Origin of the sequence: Lysobacter firmicutimachus (genome assembly GCF_037027445.1) — a bacterium.
Lineage (GTDB): Bacteria > Pseudomonadota > Gammaproteobacteria > Xanthomonadales > Xanthomonadaceae > Lysobacter > Lysobacter firmicutimachus.
On record NZ_JBANDL010000002.1, the window covers coordinates 381,251 to 397,456 of the forward strand.

Genomic DNA, 16,206 nt, shown 5'->3' on the forward strand with positions numbered 1-16,206 from the left:
GCCTGCGCTCTTAACCAATCCCGAATCCCCAATCCCCAATCCCCAATCCCCACCCTTACGAATGGCGGGTGAAACCCGGCCTCGGCCCGGTTAGTCTGGGCACGTATTCATGGAGCTCGTGCAAATGAACGATACCGCCCCGTCCCGCGGGCCTTTGGCCCGGCTGCTCGTCGGCGCCTGGGATGCGATGAATTTCACCCGCCGGTTGTTTTTCAACCTGGTGTTTTTCGGCGTGCTGTTGTTTTTCGCCCTGGCGGTCATGTTCGGCGGGCGGCCGGAGCCGCTGCTGGAACGCACCACCCTGGTGATCGCGCCGGAGGCCAGCCTGGTCGAGCAGTACAGCTCCGACCCGGCCTCGCGCGCGCTCGGCAAGGCCTTCGGCGACCGCAACGAGGAAGTGCAGCTGCGCGATCTGCTGCGCGCGCTGGACGCGGCCAAGGACGACAAGCGCATCGAGCGCGTGGTGCTGCGCCTGGACAAGCTGCAGGCCTCGGGCCTGGCTTCGCTGCGCGAAGTCGCCGCGGCGGTGGCGCGCCTGCGCGAGAGCAAGAAGGAAGTGATCGCCTTCTCCGAAGCCATGGACCAGAAGCAGTATCTGGTCGCGGCGCAGGCCAACCAGCTGTACCTGGACCCGATGGGCGGCATGCTGCTGGAAGGCCTCGGCCGCTATCGCCAGTACTACCGCGAAGGCCTGCAGGACAAGCTCGGCGTCGACGTGCACCTGTTCCGGGTCGGCGAGTTCAAGTCCGCGGCCGAGCCCTACATCCTCGACGCGGCCTCGGAAGAGTCCAAGACCGCCGACCTGTTCTGGATGAACGACCTGTGGTCGCGTTACCTCGGCGACGTCGCCAAGGCGCGCAAGCTCGACCCGGCCCAGCTCGCGGCCAGCATCGACGAATTGCCGCAGCGCCTGGACGCGGTCCAGGGCGACCTGGGCAAGTACGCGTTGCAGCAGAAGCTGGTCGACGGCCTCAAGACCCGCGCCGAAGTCGACGAACTGTTGGCCAAGCGCGGCGTCGCCGACGACGACGCCGAGGGCGGCTTCCGGCAGATTTCCCTCGACGCTTACGTGGCCAGCCTGGACCGCGTGATCAACCCGGCCGACCAGCGTCCGCAGGTCGCCGTGGTGGTGGCCGAGGGCGAGATCACCGGCGGCGAGCAGCCGCCGGGCACGATCGGCGGCGTCTCGACCGCAGCCCTGCTGCGAGAAGCGCGCGAGGACGAGCACGTGAAAGCGTTGGTGCTGCGGGTGGACTCGCCCGGCGGCGAAGTGTTCGCCTCCGAGCAGATCCGCCGTGAAGTGGTCGCGCTGAAGGCCGCCGGCAAGCCGGTGGTGGTGTCGATGGGCGATCTGGCGGCGTCCGGCGGCTACTGGATCTCGATGAACGCCGACCGCATCTACGCCGATCCCTCGACCATCACCGGTTCGATCGGCATCTTCGGCATGATCCCGACCGTGCCGCGCGCGCTGGAGAAGATCGGCGTGCACACCGACGGCGTCGGCACCACCCGCCTGGCCGGTGCGTTCGACATCACCCGGCCGCTGGCGCCGGAAGTCGGCAGCGTGATCCAGAGCGTGATCAACAAGGGCTATGCCGATTTCACCGGCCGCGTCGCCGATGCGAGAAAGCGTCCGGTGACCGAGATCGACGCGGTCGCGCGCGGCCGGGTCTGGAGCGGCGCGCAGGCCAAGGAGCGCGGCCTGGTCGACGCGCTGGGCGGTCTGTCCGATGCGATCGACGACGTCGCCAAGCGGGCCAAGCTCGGCAAGACCGGCGAATATCGGGTGCGTTATGTGGAGAAGATGCCGACCCCGTTCGAGCGCTTCTTCGCCAACTTCGCCCAGAGCCGTGCCGGCAGCGCCATGCTGGGCCAGTCGGACTTCGCCCGCGGCCTGCTGGTCAAGGCGATGCCGCAGGCGGCGGCGGACCTGCGCTTCCTGCAGAGCGCGGCGGTGCCGACCCGCGGCGTGCCGGTGAAGTCGCTGGCGTATTGCTTCTGCGAGCTGTAAGCGCGCGCAGCGGCGGTCGCGGCGGCCGGGCTTCGGTCGCCGCGGCCTCTCACGACGGGTCGCTGCGGCGGCCCGTTTGCGTTATGGGGCGCCGGCCTCAGCCGCCGGCGGCCTCGATCGCGTCGCGCTGGCGCTGCGCGCCCTGGTCGACCGCGTCCTCGCTGCTCTTGGCCTGGTCGATCGGTTGCTGGATCGCGTCGCGCAGCTGAGTCGCCTGCGGCTCGACCGGGCGTTCCTTGTCCGGCGGTTGCGGCTTGGTGCAGCCCGCGAGCGCGCCCAGCGCGGCGACGGCGATCACGAGAGGCAAAGTCCGGCAGCGTGTCATTGCGGCATCCTCGGTCGGCTGGCCGTTATGCTACGCCGGTCGCGCCGCGCCGGCGCGTCGATTCCGCGGCAGATCTGGAGAAGGCTATGGACCCGAAACGTTGGCGCCTGGACGGACAACTGGCCCTGGTGACCGGCGGCAGCGCCGGCATCGGCCGGGCGATCGCGCGCGAACTGCTGGGCTTCGGCGCCGATGTGCTGCTGGCCGCGCGCGACGCCACCGCCTTGGAGTCGGCGCGCGCCGAATTGGTCGAGGATTTCCCCGAACGCGACATCCACGCCTTCGTGGCCGACGTCGCCGACGACGAGCAGCGGCGCGAGCTGCTGGACTGGGTCGAGGACTTCGGCGAGGGCCTGCACATCCTGGTCAACAACGCCGGCGGCAACCTCAGCAAGCCGACCAACGACTACACCGAGGACGAGTGGCGGCAGATCTTCGAGATCAACCTGTTCTCGGCCTTCGAACTCTCGCGCTACGCGCATGCGCTGCTGACTCGGCACGCGGCCTCGAGCATCGTCAACGTCGGCAGCGTGTCCGGCAATCTGCACGTGCGCACCGGCTCGCCCTACGGCATGAGCAAGGCGGCGATGCACCAGATGACGCGCAATCTGGCAGTGGAATGGGCCGAGGACGGAATCCGGGTCAACGCGGTCGCGCCCTGGTACATCCGCACCCGCCGCACCTCGGACAAGCTGGCCGATCCCGACTATCTGGACGAGGTGCTGCTGCGCACGCCGCTGGGCCGGATCGGCGAGCCGGAAGAGGTGGCCGCGGCGGTGGCCTTCCTGTGCCTGCCGGCCTCGGGCTACATCACCGGCGAATGCATCGCCGTCGACGGCGGCTTCCAACGCTACGGTTTCTGAGCCGCGCGTCGCGCGCAAGGAGGCGGAGTGCGATCGATCGCATGGACGTTATTGGCGCTGACCGGTGCGCCCCTCGCCCACGCGGGCGACGGCGCCGAGGCGGCGTTGCTCGCGCCCGCGTCGCGCACGGCGTTGTGGATCGGGGCCGACCACGCGCAGGCGGGCGAATATCCGTTCGTGCAGGTGCTCGGCGACGCCGGTGCCGACCCGCGTGCGGCGCCCTGGCTGGGCCGCGAGTTCCGGGTCTATGCCGATGGACAGGCGCATGGCCGAGTGCGGCCGCTGCGCCGCATCGCCGTGCCGGACCTGGGTTGCAGCGAGCCGGACCGGCTGGCGTTCGCGGCCGGCGACGCGGCGCCGGCGCTCGGCGAACGCGGTGCCTGGTTGGCCGATTTCGATCTCAATCCGGAACGGCGTCTGCAGAGCCGTCCGGCGACGGCCGCCGAGCGCGAGGAACTGCTGGCCGAACTGGTCGCGATGGCGATGCCGGGCCGGGGCGAGCGGCCGCAGCGCCTGCGCGAGGCGGTGATGCGATGGCGGCGCGATGGCGAGGCTGCTGGCGCGCGCGAACTGTGGTTGATCGCCGATGCGCGCGCGCCGCAGCGCCGCTGGGCGCTGCTGACGCTCGATGCGCAGTTCGATGCGGATGTGGGCGACGAGCGCGAACGCATCGGCGTCGTCGCGCTGTTCGCGCGCGAGGCCGCCGATCGCGGCTGGCGCCGGCGGGCCTGGATATCGACCGCGTCCTGCGCCGACTGCGACGGTATGGAACCGCGCCACACGGTGCTGGACTTCGCCGACCTCGATCGCGACGGCGCGCCCGATTTCCTGTTCGAGGTCCAGCAATACGAAAGCTGGGGCTACCGGCTGCTGCGTTCCGGCGGCGAGGGCGGGTCCTGGCAAGCGCTGGACGGCGGAGGCGGTTGCTGAATCCGCGCGTTCGCGGCGCGGTCGCGACCGTTCGGCGGCGGCATCGCCACACGCGGTCGCGGCGCGAACCGCAGGCGTATACTGCGGCCATGCGCCTCGCCCTGACCATCGTCGCCGCCGACGGCGCCGAACTGCCTGCCGGCAGTTCGGTCAGCGTGCAATTGCGCGACACCTCGTTCGAGGATGCGCCGGCGCGGGTGCTCGACGAATGGGCGCAGACCGTGCCCGAGCACGCTCAGTCGCTGCCGCTGCAGGTCGAGATCGCCGACGACCTGGTCGACGCCGGCGACGCCACCTGGTGGGTGCACGTCGACAGCGACGGCGACGGCCGTCTCGGCCGCGGCGATTACGTCACCATGCAGGCCTATCCGCTGCGTCCTGGCGATGCAGCGGTGACGTTGCAGGTCAAGCGGATCGGCTGACCCCGGCCAGCCAATCGGCCACCGCGCGCGCGATCGGCTGACCGGTGCGGTGCTCGATGAACAAGAACTCGCCGGCGGTGTTGACCTCGAAGAAGTAATACTCGCCGTCCGGCGTGCGGCGCAGGTCGATCGCTCCGTAGACCAGGCCCAGTTTCTGCATCAGCGCGCGCAGGCGCTCGCGCACCGGCTCGGGCAGGGCGTGTTCGCGCACCTCGGCGTCGCCGAGGTTGGGGCGGAAGTCGACCGTGCCGGCCGCGGCTGCGGCGCTGCCCGGGTCGAGCTTGATTTCGGCGGCGAACAACTGGCCGTCGACCGCGGTGACCCGTATGTCGGCGTCGGCCGGCACGAATTCCTGGAAGATCACCGGCGCCAACCGCACCGTATCCAGGTGCGGCAGGTCGCTGTCGTCGAAGCGGCGCGTCTCGCGCCAGACCGCGTGGGTGCAGGAGAAGGTCTTGTGCACCGTGGCGCCGGGGCCGCGCGCTTCGACGAAGGCGCGAACCCGTTGCGGATCGGAGCTGATCAGGGTGCGCGGGACCTTCAGGCCGAGTTCGGCGGCGATGCGCAACTGCGCCGCCTTGCGCGAAGCTGCGTCGTCGCGGCCGGGGTCGTTCATCCAGCGCGCATCGCCGAGCAGGCGCCACAGCCCGTTCAGGGCCTCGTTCCATTCGTTGGCGGTGAACAGGTGCGCGTTGGCGTCGGTGACGCGGGACAGGTTCGGCGCCTGCGGCCGGCGCCACCATGCCGAGCGCACCCGGTCCAGGGCGTAGTGTTCGCCGCCGGCGCGGGCGTAGTCGATGCGCGGACGCGCGCCGGCGGCGTACTCGATCGAGAGCGTGGCGCGATCGGGCAGCTCGGCCAGATCGAACAACAGCACCGGCTGGTCCATCGACTGCAAGTGTTCGACCACGCGCCGGGCGTGGATGTCCTCGTCGTGCGATATCACCAGGATCACGGCACGTCCTCCTTGCGGGTTTCAGCCGTTGCCGCCGGCGGATTGGGCGATCTGCGCCAGCAGCGCCGCGGTTTCGTCGTACTGGGCCTGCAACGCGGCGCGCGCGGCGTCGGCGCGGGCCAGCTCTTCGGCCAGCTGCTGCAGCTGGGCGTCGAGCGCGGCAACGGTGTCGGCGATCTCCTGCTCGCCGGCGCCGCCGTCGCCGGCCGGCAGCGCGCCCGCGCCGGTGGCGATCGCGAACGGCACCGCGCCGCGCGCGCCGCCCGGCAGGGCCGGATTGATCACCGCGCCGCGCCCGGGCGTGGTCAGGTTCTCGGCCAGGGTCGGGCCCGGGTCGAACACGCCTTCCTTGCGCGTATCGGCGATCTGCTCCTTGACCGTGTCGCTGATGATGTCCTTGCGCAGTTCCTTGAGCGTGTCCAGCGGGGCTTCCTTGATCTTCTCCTTCAGCGTATCCAGCGGCGCTTCCTTGACCTTCTCCTTGAGCGTGTCCAGCGGCGCTTCCTTGGTCTTTTCCTTCAGCGTATCCAGCGGCGCCTCCTTGAGCGTCTCCTTGATCGTGACCAGCGGGCAGAACGAGTTGACCGCGGCGATGTCGCCGGGCGACAGGCCGTTGCGCTGGCCGATCACCGTGCCCGGCGGCACCGCGCCGATCGGCACGATGGTGTCCAGGCCGTTGGACGAGAACGCGTTGCGCGGGTAGTGCATGATCGAGCCGTAGTCGTAGCCGCCGATGTCGTCGCCGTCGCTGATGTGCTGGTTGAAGTTGTGCTCGAAGCCGGAGGTGATGTTGGCCCATTCGATGCGCACGAACGAGTCGCGGTCCTCGCGGCTTTGCTCGTGCCACAGGCCGACCACGTGGCCGATCTCGTGGATGGTGTTGCCGAGGGTGCAGCCGGGCGCAAGGTTGACGAACTGCTGGCCGCCGCGCCGGCCGACCTGGGCCGAGCAACCGCTGCCGGGACGGAAAGTGACGTAGTCGGCTTCGCTGGTGCGCAGCACGAAACGGAAGCGCGTGTTGGCCTCCCAGTGCGCGATGGCGTCGGTGACGCGGGCTTGGTTCGGCAGCGCCGGATCGATGGTGTAGGGGATCTTGCAGCCCGGCCAGCGGAACTGCGAGCCGCTGATCGCCACCGCCATCGCCACGCCGCCGGCGGCCTCGGCGCGCAGCATCTCGGACGTGGCTTCGACTTCCTCGACCGTGCCCAGGACGATGTCGCCTTCGAACATCGCCATGCCGTCGATTTCGACGTATTGCACGGCCTTGGCGCGGAAGGTCTCGCCGCGGATCAGCGCGGTGCGGACCGGGCCGCCGCCGCGGAATTCGCCTTGCTTGGGCGGGCGGGTGTTGTCGTCGTCGTTGCCTTTGCGGGTGGCCATGGGCTCTCTCCTGGCGTCGCCGCGGCGCTCGGCGCGCGCGGCCGGTGCGCGAGCGCGCACGCGGCCGTCGCCGCGGGCGGCGGCGTTGGGCCGCACGCCGGCGTCCGCGCGTGCGCGCGCCGGTGTCCGGCGGATGCGGGGGGGGGGCGGAACGTGCGTGCGCCGGCTCGCGGCGCAGTCGCCGATCCGTTCGGTGCGGGATGCCGTCCCTTCGCTGGGCTGAGTCCACCGTGGCGCAGCGCGTCGTGTCCTTCGACGAGGCCGAACCGCGCTCTGATCGCCGCGGTTTCAGCTATAGCAACGCGCGCGCTCGCCGCAGTCGGACAGCGGTCACGCTAGCGGCGACGAACGGCGCGGGCGGCGTCGCGGCGCCGCCTGCGAACGGCTCAGCGGCCGCAGGTGCTTTCGGTGACGATGCGCTGGATGCGCGCGACTTCGGCCTGCGAGGCGTCGCGGCTTTCGCTGCGGCCGAAGCGCAGCGCCGACTCGGCTTCGCGCAGGCGTTGTTTCCAGTTCTCGCACAGGCTCTGGTCGGGAATGCGCTGGCACTGGTCGGTCACCATCTGGCAGGCCACGCCGGCGCCGCTGGCATTGGTGCCCAGGCCGGTGGTCTGCAGCGGCGCGCAGCGCTGCGGCGGATTGCCGTCGTCGCTGAGGTAGCGGCCGTTGTCGTAGGTGCGGCATTCGAACAGCACCGGCGGCGGCAGCCGGTCGGCGTCGGCGATCGCCGGTGCCGGCGGCTTGGGCGCGGCCGGCCTGGCCAGCGGCTTGGTCACCGAGGGCAGCTGCGAGGACACCGGCGGATGCGGCGACGGGTTGGCCTGCGGAATCGGCGCCACCGGCGAGGTGATGAAGGTCGGCGGCGCCGACGAACTCGGCGCGGACTCGATCACCCGCTTCTCCTGCAGGCTGCCCTTGGGGCAGGGCGTGTCGTTCTGCACCGTCAGCTGGCCGAGCGCATCGGTGCAGCGGTAGATCGTGACCTTGCCTTGCGCGGCAACGCCGGCGCTGGCCAGCAACAGGACGGGCAGGGACCACCACACTCGCATCAGTACGCTCCGCAATCGGTATTCAGGCGCGCGTCGATGCCGCGCTGTTGTTCGACGATCTGCGCGCGCTCGCTTTGCAACGCGCTGTTGTAACGCCGGTCGAGCTGGTAGCGGCGATCGCGCAGGCGCGCGCAGACTTCCTGCTGCGGCAGCGCGTGGCATTCGTCGCGGACCAGGGTGTTGCCGCCGTAGAGCACGCCGTAGCCGCGGCCGTCGCGCGGCAGGCGCGCGTCGGGGTCGCCCAGCCGCGGCGGCGGCGCGCCGACCCGGTCGCCGAGCGGGTTGCGCGGCAGGTAGGCCGGATAGCCCAGCGACCACAGCGGCAGCCAGCGCGGATTGCCCTCGGAGGTGTCGCTGGTATAGCGCTCGCCGTCGGGGGTGACGCATTCGTACATCGGGCGCGGCGGCTGCACCACCACCACCCGCGGCCGCGGGGCGGCGGCCGGCGTGGGCGCCGGCGCGGCAGGCGCATCCGTGGCCGGCGTCGGGCGCGGCGGCGGGTCGACCGGGCGCAGCATGGTCTGGGTCTGCTGGCGCTGGCCGGCGGCGCAGGGCGTGTCGCGCAGGGTCAACCGGCCCTGCGCGTCGGTGCAGCGGTAGATCACCACCTCGGCCGCGCCGGCCGACGCCGCGAGGCAGCACAGCGCGAGCGCGGTGAGCGAGCGAGAGCGAAGCAGGGCGCGGCGGCAGAACATGCGCGCATCTTGCGCCAGCCGCGCGCAGGACGAAAGCGCCGCTGCAGTCCGGCGCGTCGGCGCTGGCCGCTTCTGCGGATTCAGGCGCGCAGCACTTCGCCGGTGAGCGCGACCCGGATCGGGGTCGGCGCGGCCAGCCCGCCGGTTTCGCCGGCGCAGACGCCGTCGCTGAGCGCGATCACCGCCGGATCGAGTTCGCCGCGGCGGAACGCCGGCGGCTGCCCGCTGAGGTTGGCGCTGGTGGATACCAAGGGCTGCGCACAGGCTTCGCACAGGGCGCGCGCCTGCGCATGCGCGGTCACGCGCACGGCGACGCTGGCGTGCGCGCCGCGGATCCAGGCCGGCACCGCTGCGGTCGCCGGCACCGCCCAGGTATTCGGTCCCGGCCAGCTGGCCAGTACCGCCTCGCGCCGCGTCGCCGGCAAGGCGTCCCAATCGACCCAGCCGGCGAGTTGGGCCAAGTCCGCGGCGATGAGGATCACGCCCTTGTCGGCCGACCGTTGCTTGATCGCCAGCAGACGCCGCACCGCGGCTTCGTCGTGCGGGTCGCAGCCGATGCCCCACACCGCCTCGGTCGGATAGATCACCACGCCGCCGCGGCGCAGCGCGGCGGCGGCGGCGGGAACAGAGAGGTCGGCGACGGTCATGGCGGCTCCGGATGCTGGCTGCCGCGAGTGTCGCATGCGCGCGGCGACGACGGCGCGAGCCGCCGTCGCCGCGCCGCGGTCAATGGCCGTGGTGGGCGTGCCCGGCCGGACGCGCCGACAGCGGCAGGCGCACGTCAATGGCGTGCGAACGGTTGCCGTCCAGCCAGACGTGGTTGCCGGCCAGGCCGGAACGAGCCTGGAAACGGCCTGCGTCGAGCGGTTCGCCGATGCGCGCGTAGCGCGAGCGGCGGTTGACCTCTTCGCCGAGCCGGCGCGGCCAGTCGGCGACCGAGGTTTCGCCGGCGCGCAGCACGGTCTCGATCTTCTCCGCATCGCTGCCGTCGGCGTTGAACACGCGCAGGGTCACCGTGGTGCCGACCGGATAGTCGTTGGCCACGGCGAGGTTGCCGGCGTCCTTCCAACGCGCGTCCTGCGCGGCCAGCGCGTTGGTGAAGTTGACGTCCATGCAGGTGTAGAAGGCCTCGGTCGAGTCAGAGCGCTGCCAGATGTTGTAGATCACATGGCGGCCGCTGCGCGCCGGCAGGGTGCAGGTGATGTGGTAGTTGTTGCCGCTGGACAGCGGCACGCGCGCGCTCTTGCAGAACTGCTGCAGGTCGGCCCAGCGCAACGGCGAGGCCGGGTTCCAGCCCTGCCGGGTCACGTAGAAGGTCCAGTCCTTGGTCGCGTGCGGCGCGGTGGCGTAGAAACTGAAGGTGTAGCTGGCGCCGGAACGCAGGGTGGTGGTCTGCCAGTCGCTGCGGACCACGTCGAGGCCGCGGAAGGTCGGGTTGCCGCCGCTGCACAGTTTGCCGTCGGGCACCACCGCCTGGTGGTTGCTGTTGGCGTTGGCCTGGTTGATGCCGTTCCAGTCGTAGAACAACTGCGAACCGGCGACTTCCCAGGCGGCGCGGCAGGCCGGGTCGGCGGGGTTTTCCTTGTTGCCGAGGTAGCACTTGTAGATGCGGCTTTGCGGGTTGACGAAGCTGCCGTGGGCCCAGGCCGCGGACAACGGCAGACCGGCGGCGCACAACGCGGCCGCGGTGGAGAGTAGGGACAGGCGAAGAGACGAGGACGTAGCGGACATGACGGCTCCTGACGACGGGATAGGCGAAGGACACCCCCCGGCAGGTTTCGCAGTGGCATGACTCGTGCGCGATTGCGATCGCGTCTGGCGCGGGCCGTCTTGGTCCGCCGCGGCGTCGCCGCGGGGCCGCAGCCTCGAAGCGGCGATCCTAGGGGCCGTGCGCAGTCCGAATCTGTGTCGGCGGTCGCCTGCGCGCGCATGCGCCGGCGCACGGTGGCCGGCGGCGGTACGTAACCGCGAAATCAGTCACGCCGCAGAGGGCGAGTGCGACGCGGTGTCGCTGGCGTTCCAAGATTCCGGTGCCGTGCCGTGCCGTGCCGCGACGCAGCCCGGGGCTGTCGCCGTCGCGGGGACGACGGCCGTTGCGGCGGTGGGGCGGGAGCGACGCAACGGCCCGGTCGCCAGGCCCGCGCAGGCGGGCATCCGCAGACTTCGGCGTTCTGCCGTGGTGAGCCCGGGTGTCATGCCACAGGCGACCGTGGGAGCCCTTGCGAAAAGAGCGGACCGAAGTCCGCTCTTTCGTTGCGAAGCCGAAGCGGCTGCGCGCCGCCCGCTTACTTGGCCGTCTTCTTGGCTACGGTCTTCTTGGCGGCTTTGCTTGCGGTCTTCTTCGCCGCCTTCTTGGCCGGCGCTTTCTTGGCCGCGGCTTTCTTCGCCGGCGCCTTCTTCGCCGCCGGCTCGGCTGCGGTCTTGGCGACCTTCTTCGCCGCCTTCTTGGTCGGTTCCTTCTTCGCCGCGGTCTTCTTGCCGAAGCGGCCGCGCATCGGCTTGCCGGTCTCTTCCAGCAGCTTGGTCACTTCCTCCAGGGTCAGCGAGGCCGGCTCGCGATCCTTGGGGATGCGGCCGTTGAGCTTGCCGTCGCTGATGTACGGGCCGAAGCGGCCGTTCAGCACCTGGATGTCGCTGCCGTCGAACTGCTTGATGATCCGGTTGCGCGCGATCTCTTCCTTCTCTTCGATCAGGAACACCGCCCGCGCCAGGTCGATGGTGTAGGGGTCGTCTTCCTTCTTCAGCGAGGCGTAGGTGCTGCCGCGCTTGGCGAACGGACCGAAGCGGCCGATGCCGACGCTGACTTCCTCGTCGTTGCTCAGGCCCAGCTTGCGCGGCAGCTTGAACAGCTCCAGCGCCTCCTCCAGGGTGATGGTGTGCATCGACTGGCCGGGGCGCAGCGAGGCGAACTCGAGCTTCTCGTCGGTGTCCTTGTCGCCGATCTGCGCGTACGGCCCGAACCGGCCCAGGCGCACGCTGACCGGCTTGCCGCTCTTGGGATCGGTGCCGAGCTCGCGCGCGCCGGTGGCTTCGGAGCGGTCGACCGATTCGGTCTTCTCCTCGACCAGTTCCTTGAACGGGCCCCAGAACTTCTCCATCAGCGGTACCCACTCCTCCTCGCCGCGCGAGACGGCGTCGAGCTCGTCCTCCATCTTGGCGGTGAAGTCGTAGTCGACGTAGCGGGTGAAGTGGCTGCTGAGGAACTTGGACACCGCGCGGCCGACGTCGCTGGGGCGGAAGCTGCGGCCTTCCATGTCGACGTACTTGCGGAACAGCAGGGTCTGGATGATCGAGGCGTAGGTCGAGGGCCGGCCGATGCCGTATTCCTCCAGCGCCTTGACCAGCGCCGCTTCGGTGTAGCGCGGCGGCGGCTGGGTGAAGTGCTGGTCGGCGTGGATGCGGTCCACCGGCACGCGGTCGCCGGTCTTCATCGCCGGCAGCTTGCGGCCTTCGTCGTCGTCGTCGGCGCCCTTGGCGTCCTTGCCTTCCTCGTAGACGGCCAGGAAGCCCGGATCGACCACGGTGGTGCCGGAGGCGCGGAAGCTGTGCTCGCTGCCCGCGGCCAGGTCGACCGAGACGGTGTTGAGCGTGGCCGGCACCATCTGCGAGGCGACCGCGCGCTTCCACACCAGCTCGTAGAGCTTGCGCTCGTCGTCGCTGAGGAAGCGCGCGACCTGCGCCGGAGTGCGCAGCGCCGAGGTCGGGCGCACCGCTTCGTGCGCTTCCTGGGCGTTCTTGGACTTGGTGGTGTAGGCGTTGGGCTTGTCCGGCAGCGCGCGGGTGCCGTAGTCGCGCGCGATCACGTCGCGGATCTCGCCCAGCGCGTCCTGCGACAGGTTGACCGAGTCGGTACGCATGTAGGTGATCAGGCCGACCGTGCCCTCGTCGCCGATCGCCACGCCCTCGTACAGCTTCTGCGCCACCTGCATGGTCTTGCGGGTGGTGAAGCCGAGCTTGCGCGCGGCTTCCTGCTGCAGGGTCGAGGTGGTGAACGGCGGCGCCGGGCGGCGCTTGCGCTCCTTGCTGACCACGTCGGTGACGTGCAGCGCGCCGCCGGCGGCCTTGACCAGGCGCGCGCGCGCGGCCTCGGCGTCGTCGCCGTTGGTGATGGTGAACTGCTCGAACTTCTTGCCGTCCAGCTTGGTCAGCTTGGCGGTGAAGGCCTGCGACGGGTGCGCGCACTCGGCCTCGACGGTCCAGTACTCGCGGGCGACGAAGGCTTCGATCTCTTCCTCGCGCTCGACGATCATGCGCAGCGCCGGCGACTGCACGCGGCCGGCGGACAGGCCGCGCTGGACCTTGCGCCACAGCACCGGCGAGAGGTTGAAGCCGACCAGGTAGTCGAGCGCGCGGCGCGCCTGCTGGGCGTCGACCAGCGGCGCGGCGATGTCGCGCGGCTGGTTCATCGCTTCCTTGATCGCGCGCGGGGTGATTTCGGTGAACACCACCCGGCGCAGCGGCTTGTTTTCGAGCAGGCCGCGCTCGCGCAGGATCTCGGCGATGTGCCAGCTGATCGCTTCGCCTTCGCGGTCCGGGTCGGTCGCCAGATAGAGGTTGTCGGCGCTCTTGGCCGCCTTCGCGATCGCGTCGACGTGCTTCTCGTTCTTCTCGATGACCGCGTAGTCCATCGCGAAGTGATTGTTCGGATCGACCGCACCCTCCTTGGGCACCAGGTCGCGGACATGGCCGTAGGAGGCCAGGACGGTGAAGTCCTTGCCGAGGTACTTGTTGATCGTCTTGGCCTTGGCGGGCGACTCGACGATGAGGAGGTTCTTGGCCATGGGTACTCCGCAGGACCGCGGGGGCGGCCGCTGCACGACAGCGATTGCCTTGACAGACAAGGGGTTAAGAAGGCGACGCCCGCAGCTGCCGGCCGCGGGCGTTCAGGTTTCCTTTTTCTAGTGGAATCATGCGGCGGCTGGGGCTGTCAAGCCTGACCTGCCGGAACCGCCAATACCTTGGCACTGAAACGGCTCAAGGCGGTGTGACGGCGCAGGCCCCGTTCAGGTATCAGTCCCTCCTCAGCGCGTCAGCGTCGGCAGCAGCGCCAGCGCGGCGACGAGGCCGATGGTGAGCAGCCACATCAGCCCGCCCAGCACCAGGACCACGATCGCCACCGGCCCCAGGTCGCGCCGCTGCAAGTCGGGCTGGGCGGTGTAGGCCCAGCGGTCGACCACCTGGGTCTTGGCGACCAGGTCGTGCAGGCCGCGCTTGCGGTCGGTGAAGGCGATCATCAGATACCCCACGCCCAAGGTCGCGTAGGACAGCCAACTGGCCAGCCAGCGGCCGAAGGCCCGGCCGCGGGTCAGGCGGCGCCCGTCGAGATCGACGGTCTTGATCCCCACCGCGCGCTTGCCCAGGGTGGCCTGCATCGAGGAAGACTCGAAGCCGACGTAGTAGGCCAGGCTGAGCGCGCCCATGAGCAGGTAGACCCCGCCGATCATCAGCGCCATCGCCACCTCGGGCTTGGACATCCACGACGCCGACGCCATGCCGATCGCCAGCACGAACACGGTCATGAACATGCTGACCGCGTAGTAGGCGATGCCGATCAGCATCGAGTCGATCAGGTAGGCGGCCATGCGCTTCCAGAAGCCGACATGGACCACTTCGTGGCCGTGCACGACCTCGGCGATCTCGTCGACGCCGGCGCGCGGCGCGGCGTAGGGCGAGTCGCGGTCGGCCGCGGCGGGCGCGGCCTGGGGCGAGGCCTGGGCGGCGTGCTCGGCCGCGTCCAGGCGCGCGGACACTGCCGCCGCGACCGGATCGGCGGTCGCCGGCGCCGGCGCGGCCGCCGCGGCGAAGCCTGGCGAGGCGATCAGTTCGCCGGCCAGCTCGCGCCACGGCCGCCACTGGGTCAGGCCGTCGCGCCAGACCAGGGTTTCCGCGCCCAGTTCGCCGCGCCGGTGCAGATCGATCATGGTGTCCGCTTCCAGCGGCCCATGTCGGTTGCGGTCGGCGTCGCTGTAGTACCACTGGGTCATTGCGCGGATCTCTGGGTGCGTTGCGATGAAGCGGGGTGGGGGATCAGCCGCGGCACTGGGCCGGCAGCAGGCGATCGGCGATGTCCGAACTGCAGGTCCAACTGCCGGCGCTGCGGTCGTATTCCTGCCAGAGCTTCTTGCCGTCGACCTGGTCGTTGCCGATGCCGCGCAGTTCGAGCTGGATGCCGCAACGGTCGCTGTCCTCGAATTCGCCGAATTCGATCTTGGCCACGCGCGGTCCGGCGTAGGCCTCGGCCGGCTTGAAGCCTTCGCTGTCGTTGTCGGGGCAGGCGTCGTGGGTGGCGACGTACTCGGCGACTTGGATCTTGAGTGCGCTGGAAGCGGCCAGAGCTTCGCTGATCTTGGCCCGCAGGGTGTAGTCCTGATAGGCCGGGATGGCGATCGCGGCGAGGATGCCGATCACCGGCACCGCCAGGGCGGCGAGCACGATCAGCACGATCACGCAGCCGGACAGGCCGCGGCGCGGCGGCGGCGCGGCCGGGCGCGCCGCGGACGGGCCCGGACCGGGACTCGGGCCCTGGTGAGCCTGGGCACGGTAAGCGTGACCGGCCGTGGCGTCGCCGGCCATCGGTTGCAGCTCGGCCGGCAGCTCCGGCGGCGCGGCCGGCGGCAGCGGCGGCGGGTCCGCCGAGAGCAGGTCCTCGTCCAGGCCCAGTTCGCCGGACAGCCGTTCCAGCGGCTGCCATTCGCGCAGGCCTTCGCGCCACAGCAGCGTGTCGCGGCGGATCCGGCCGGCGCGGTAATGCCCGCGCACGGCCTCGATGTCGATCGGACCGACGCGGCCCTGGGCCGGGTCGTGGTAGTACCAGTTGCTCATGCCTTCCCCCTGCTGTGGCCGCCGTTGCCGGCCGCTTTCGGTGCGGATGCGCGCGGACGACGGTCCTTGATGACGTAGCCCCGGCGCGGCCAGCCCGGCGCCGCAGAGCGGGGCTGGGCCGAAACGCGGACGGTGGTGCCGGCGCCTCCCCGGCGCGCGACGGACGCAAGAAACTAGCACGACGGCGCGTCGCTCAGGCGGGACGCGCCGGACGCAGGGGCCCGCGAGGGCCGGCGCTCAGTGCACCGGCTCGGGCTCGTCCTCGAACATCTGGGTTTCCATCCAGGCGTAGGCCGCCTCGGAACCGGGCTGGTTGAACAGCACCATCAGCACCACCCACTTGAGGTCGTCCAGGTCGAGTTCGTCCTGGTCCAGGGCCATGGCGCGGTCGAGCACCAGCTCGCGCTGGGCGGCATCGAGGATGCCGTGCTGCTCTAGGAACAGCAGGAAGCCGCGGCACTCGACATCGAGCTTGTCGAGTTCGGGGCCGAAGTAGACCCGGGTCGGGCCGCCCGCGCGCGGCTGGCTGACGCTCGGCCGCTGCTGGGCCAGCGCATCCAGCCATTCGATGGCTTTGTTGATCTCGGCGGGGCTGAAACCGGCCTGGCCCAGTTCGTCGAACAGGGGGCCGCTGCGGAGCGAATCGCGGTCGCGGACCAGGTCCGCATCGTCGGTGAAATAATGCTCGAACAGGTACAGCAGGACGTCCAGGATGCTCTCTTTCATTTCCCTCGGCCTGCGCCGCATGCGGCGC

General features: G+C 70.5%; 15 protein-coding genes. 4 read left to right on the top strand and 11 right to left on the bottom strand.

Features of this window, described 5'->3' with window-relative positions:
• Positions 1–124 precede the first annotated feature (124 nt).
• Complete coding sequence (sppA, locus tag V2J18_RS01745; RefSeq protein WP_336130730.1) at positions 125–2,011, top strand: signal peptide peptidase SppA; 1,887 nt, start codon at positions 125–127, stop codon at positions 2,009–2,011.
• Positions 2,012–2,108: 97 nt separating this feature from the next.
• On the opposite strand, the gene V2J18_RS01750 is transcribed toward sppA, so the two are convergent.
• Positions 2,109–2,309, bottom strand: coding sequence for a hypothetical protein (locus tag V2J18_RS01750; protein WP_336130732.1), 201 nt, complete (start codon positions 2,307–2,309; stop codon positions 2,109–2,111).
• Between the two features lie 113 nt (positions 2,310–2,422).
• Here V2J18_RS01750 and V2J18_RS01755 point away from each other — a divergent pair, with 113 nt between their 5' ends.
• The 3 genes from V2J18_RS01755 (at position 2,423) to V2J18_RS01765 (ending at position 4,551) form a co-directional block, all read left to right on the top strand.
• Positions 2,423–3,199: an SDR family oxidoreductase gene (locus tag V2J18_RS01755; protein WP_336130733.1), complete on the top strand. Its 777-nt coding sequence runs from the start codon at positions 2,423–2,425 to the stop codon at positions 3,197–3,199.
• Between the two features lie 27 nt (positions 3,200–3,226).
• On the top strand, positions 3,227–4,129 hold the full coding sequence (locus V2J18_RS01760) for a hypothetical protein (protein WP_336130735.1): 903 nt from the start codon (positions 3,227–3,229) through the stop codon (positions 4,127–4,129).
• Positions 4,130–4,218: 89 nt separating this feature from the next.
• Entirely contained in the window at positions 4,219–4,551 is a 333-nt protein-coding gene (locus V2J18_RS01765; protein WP_095179423.1) for a YbaY family lipoprotein, read from the top strand.
• Here V2J18_RS01765 and V2J18_RS01770 read toward each other — a convergent pair.
• The 10 genes from V2J18_RS01770 to V2J18_RS01815 all read right to left on the bottom strand — a co-directional run bounded on the left by V2J18_RS01770 (position 4,535) and on the right by V2J18_RS01815 (position 16,178).
• Positions 4,535–5,506 (bottom strand): ATP-grasp domain-containing protein, encoded by a 972-nt coding sequence (locus V2J18_RS01770; RefSeq protein ID WP_064746490.1) that lies wholly within the window; start codon positions 5,504–5,506, stop codon positions 4,535–4,537. The two genes, V2J18_RS01765 and V2J18_RS01770, sit on opposite strands and share 17 nt — an antisense overlap.
• 21 nt (positions 5,507–5,527) lie before the next feature.
• The gene (gene legP, locus V2J18_RS01775; RefSeq protein ID WP_079248023.1) at positions 5,528–6,886 is read right to left on the bottom strand and encodes a Dot/Icm T4SS effector Zinc-dependent metalloprotease LegP; all 1,359 of its coding nucleotides are present in this window, start codon (positions 6,884–6,886) and stop codon (positions 5,528–5,530) included.
• Between the two features lie 386 nt (positions 6,887–7,272).
• The gene (locus V2J18_RS01780; protein ID WP_336130738.1) at positions 7,273–7,935 is read right to left on the bottom strand and encodes a DUF4124 domain-containing protein; all 663 of its coding nucleotides are present in this window, start codon (positions 7,933–7,935) and stop codon (positions 7,273–7,275) included.
• Positions 7,935–8,630 carry a DUF4124 domain-containing protein gene (locus V2J18_RS01785; RefSeq protein ID WP_064749157.1) on the bottom strand — a complete coding sequence of 232 codons (696 nt, stop codon included), beginning with the start codon at positions 8,628–8,630 and terminating at the stop codon, positions 7,935–7,937. Before V2J18_RS01785 ends, V2J18_RS01780 begins: the two co-directional genes overlap by 1 nt.
• Positions 8,631–8,710: 80 nt before the next feature.
• Positions 8,711–9,277, bottom strand: coding sequence for an L-threonylcarbamoyladenylate synthase type 1 TsaC (gene tsaC, locus V2J18_RS01790; RefSeq protein ID WP_064749156.1), 567 nt, complete (start codon positions 9,275–9,277; stop codon positions 8,711–8,713).
• Positions 9,278–9,356: 79 nt separating this feature from the next.
• A complete protein-coding gene (locus tag V2J18_RS01795) occupies positions 9,357–10,361 on the bottom strand; it encodes a lytic polysaccharide monooxygenase (protein WP_079248278.1) in 1,005 nt (334 codons plus the stop codon).
• A gap of 554 nt (positions 10,362–10,915) precedes the next feature.
• The gene (locus tag V2J18_RS01800) at positions 10,916–13,411 is read right to left on the bottom strand and encodes a DNA topoisomerase I (protein WP_336130740.1); all 2,496 of its coding nucleotides are present in this window, start codon (positions 13,409–13,411) and stop codon (positions 10,916–10,918) included.
• A gap of 240 nt (positions 13,412–13,651) precedes the next feature.
• Positions 13,652–14,614, bottom strand: coding sequence for an RDD family protein (locus V2J18_RS01805; protein ID WP_064749153.1), 963 nt, complete (start codon positions 14,612–14,614; stop codon positions 13,652–13,654).
• Positions 14,615–14,657: 43 nt separating this feature from the next.
• Positions 14,658–15,452 (bottom strand): pilin, encoded by a 795-nt coding sequence (locus V2J18_RS01810; protein WP_064749152.1) that lies wholly within the window; start codon positions 15,450–15,452, stop codon positions 14,658–14,660.
• 237 nt (positions 15,453–15,689) lie between these two features.
• On the bottom strand, positions 15,690–16,178 hold the full coding sequence (locus V2J18_RS01815) for a DUF494 family protein (protein WP_064749151.1): 489 nt from the start codon (positions 16,176–16,178) through the stop codon (positions 15,690–15,692).
• Between the last annotated feature and the right edge of the window lie 28 nt (positions 16,179–16,206).

What these genes read in the sequence shown, in the direction of transcription:
- V2J18_RS01755 (WP_336130733.1), top strand. Translation starts at nt 2,423, where the DNA reads ATGGACCCGAAACGTTGGCGCCTGGACGGACAACTGGCCCTGGTGACC.
- tsaC (WP_064749156.1), bottom strand. Translation starts at nt 9,277, where the DNA reads ATGACCGTCGCCGACCTCTCTGTTCCCGCCGCCGCCGCCGCGCTGCGC.
- sppA (WP_336130730.1), top strand. Translation starts at nt 125, where the DNA reads ATGAACGATACCGCCCCGTCCCGCGGGCCTTTGGCCCGGCTGCTCGTC.
- V2J18_RS01800 (WP_336130740.1), bottom strand. Translation starts at nt 13,411, where the DNA reads ATGGCCAAGAACCTCCTCATCGTCGAGTCGCCCGCCAAGGCCAAGACG.
- V2J18_RS01785 (WP_064749157.1), bottom strand. Translation starts at nt 8,630, where the DNA reads ATGTTCTGCCGCCGCGCCCTGCTTCGCTCTCGCTCGCTCACCGCGCTC.
- V2J18_RS01810 (WP_064749152.1), bottom strand. Translation starts at nt 15,452, where the DNA reads ATGAGCAACTGGTACTACCACGACCCGGCCCAGGGCCGCGTCGGTCCG.
- V2J18_RS01780 (WP_336130738.1), bottom strand. Translation starts at nt 7,935, where the DNA reads ATGCGAGTGTGGTGGTCCCTGCCCGTCCTGTTGCTGGCCAGCGCCGGC.
- V2J18_RS01765 (WP_095179423.1), top strand. Translation starts at nt 4,219, where the DNA reads ATGCGCCTCGCCCTGACCATCGTCGCCGCCGACGGCGCCGAACTGCCT.
- V2J18_RS01795 (WP_079248278.1), bottom strand. Translation starts at nt 10,361, where the DNA reads ATGTCCGCTACGTCCTCGTCTCTTCGCCTGTCCCTACTCTCCACCGCG.
- V2J18_RS01815 (WP_064749151.1), bottom strand. Translation starts at nt 16,178, where the DNA reads ATGAAAGAGAGCATCCTGGACGTCCTGCTGTACCTGTTCGAGCATTAT.
- legP (WP_079248023.1), bottom strand. Translation starts at nt 6,886, where the DNA reads ATGGCCACCCGCAAAGGCAACGACGACGACAACACCCGCCCGCCCAAG.
- V2J18_RS01805 (WP_064749153.1), bottom strand. Translation starts at nt 14,614, where the DNA reads ATGACCCAGTGGTACTACAGCGACGCCGACCGCAACCGACATGGGCCG.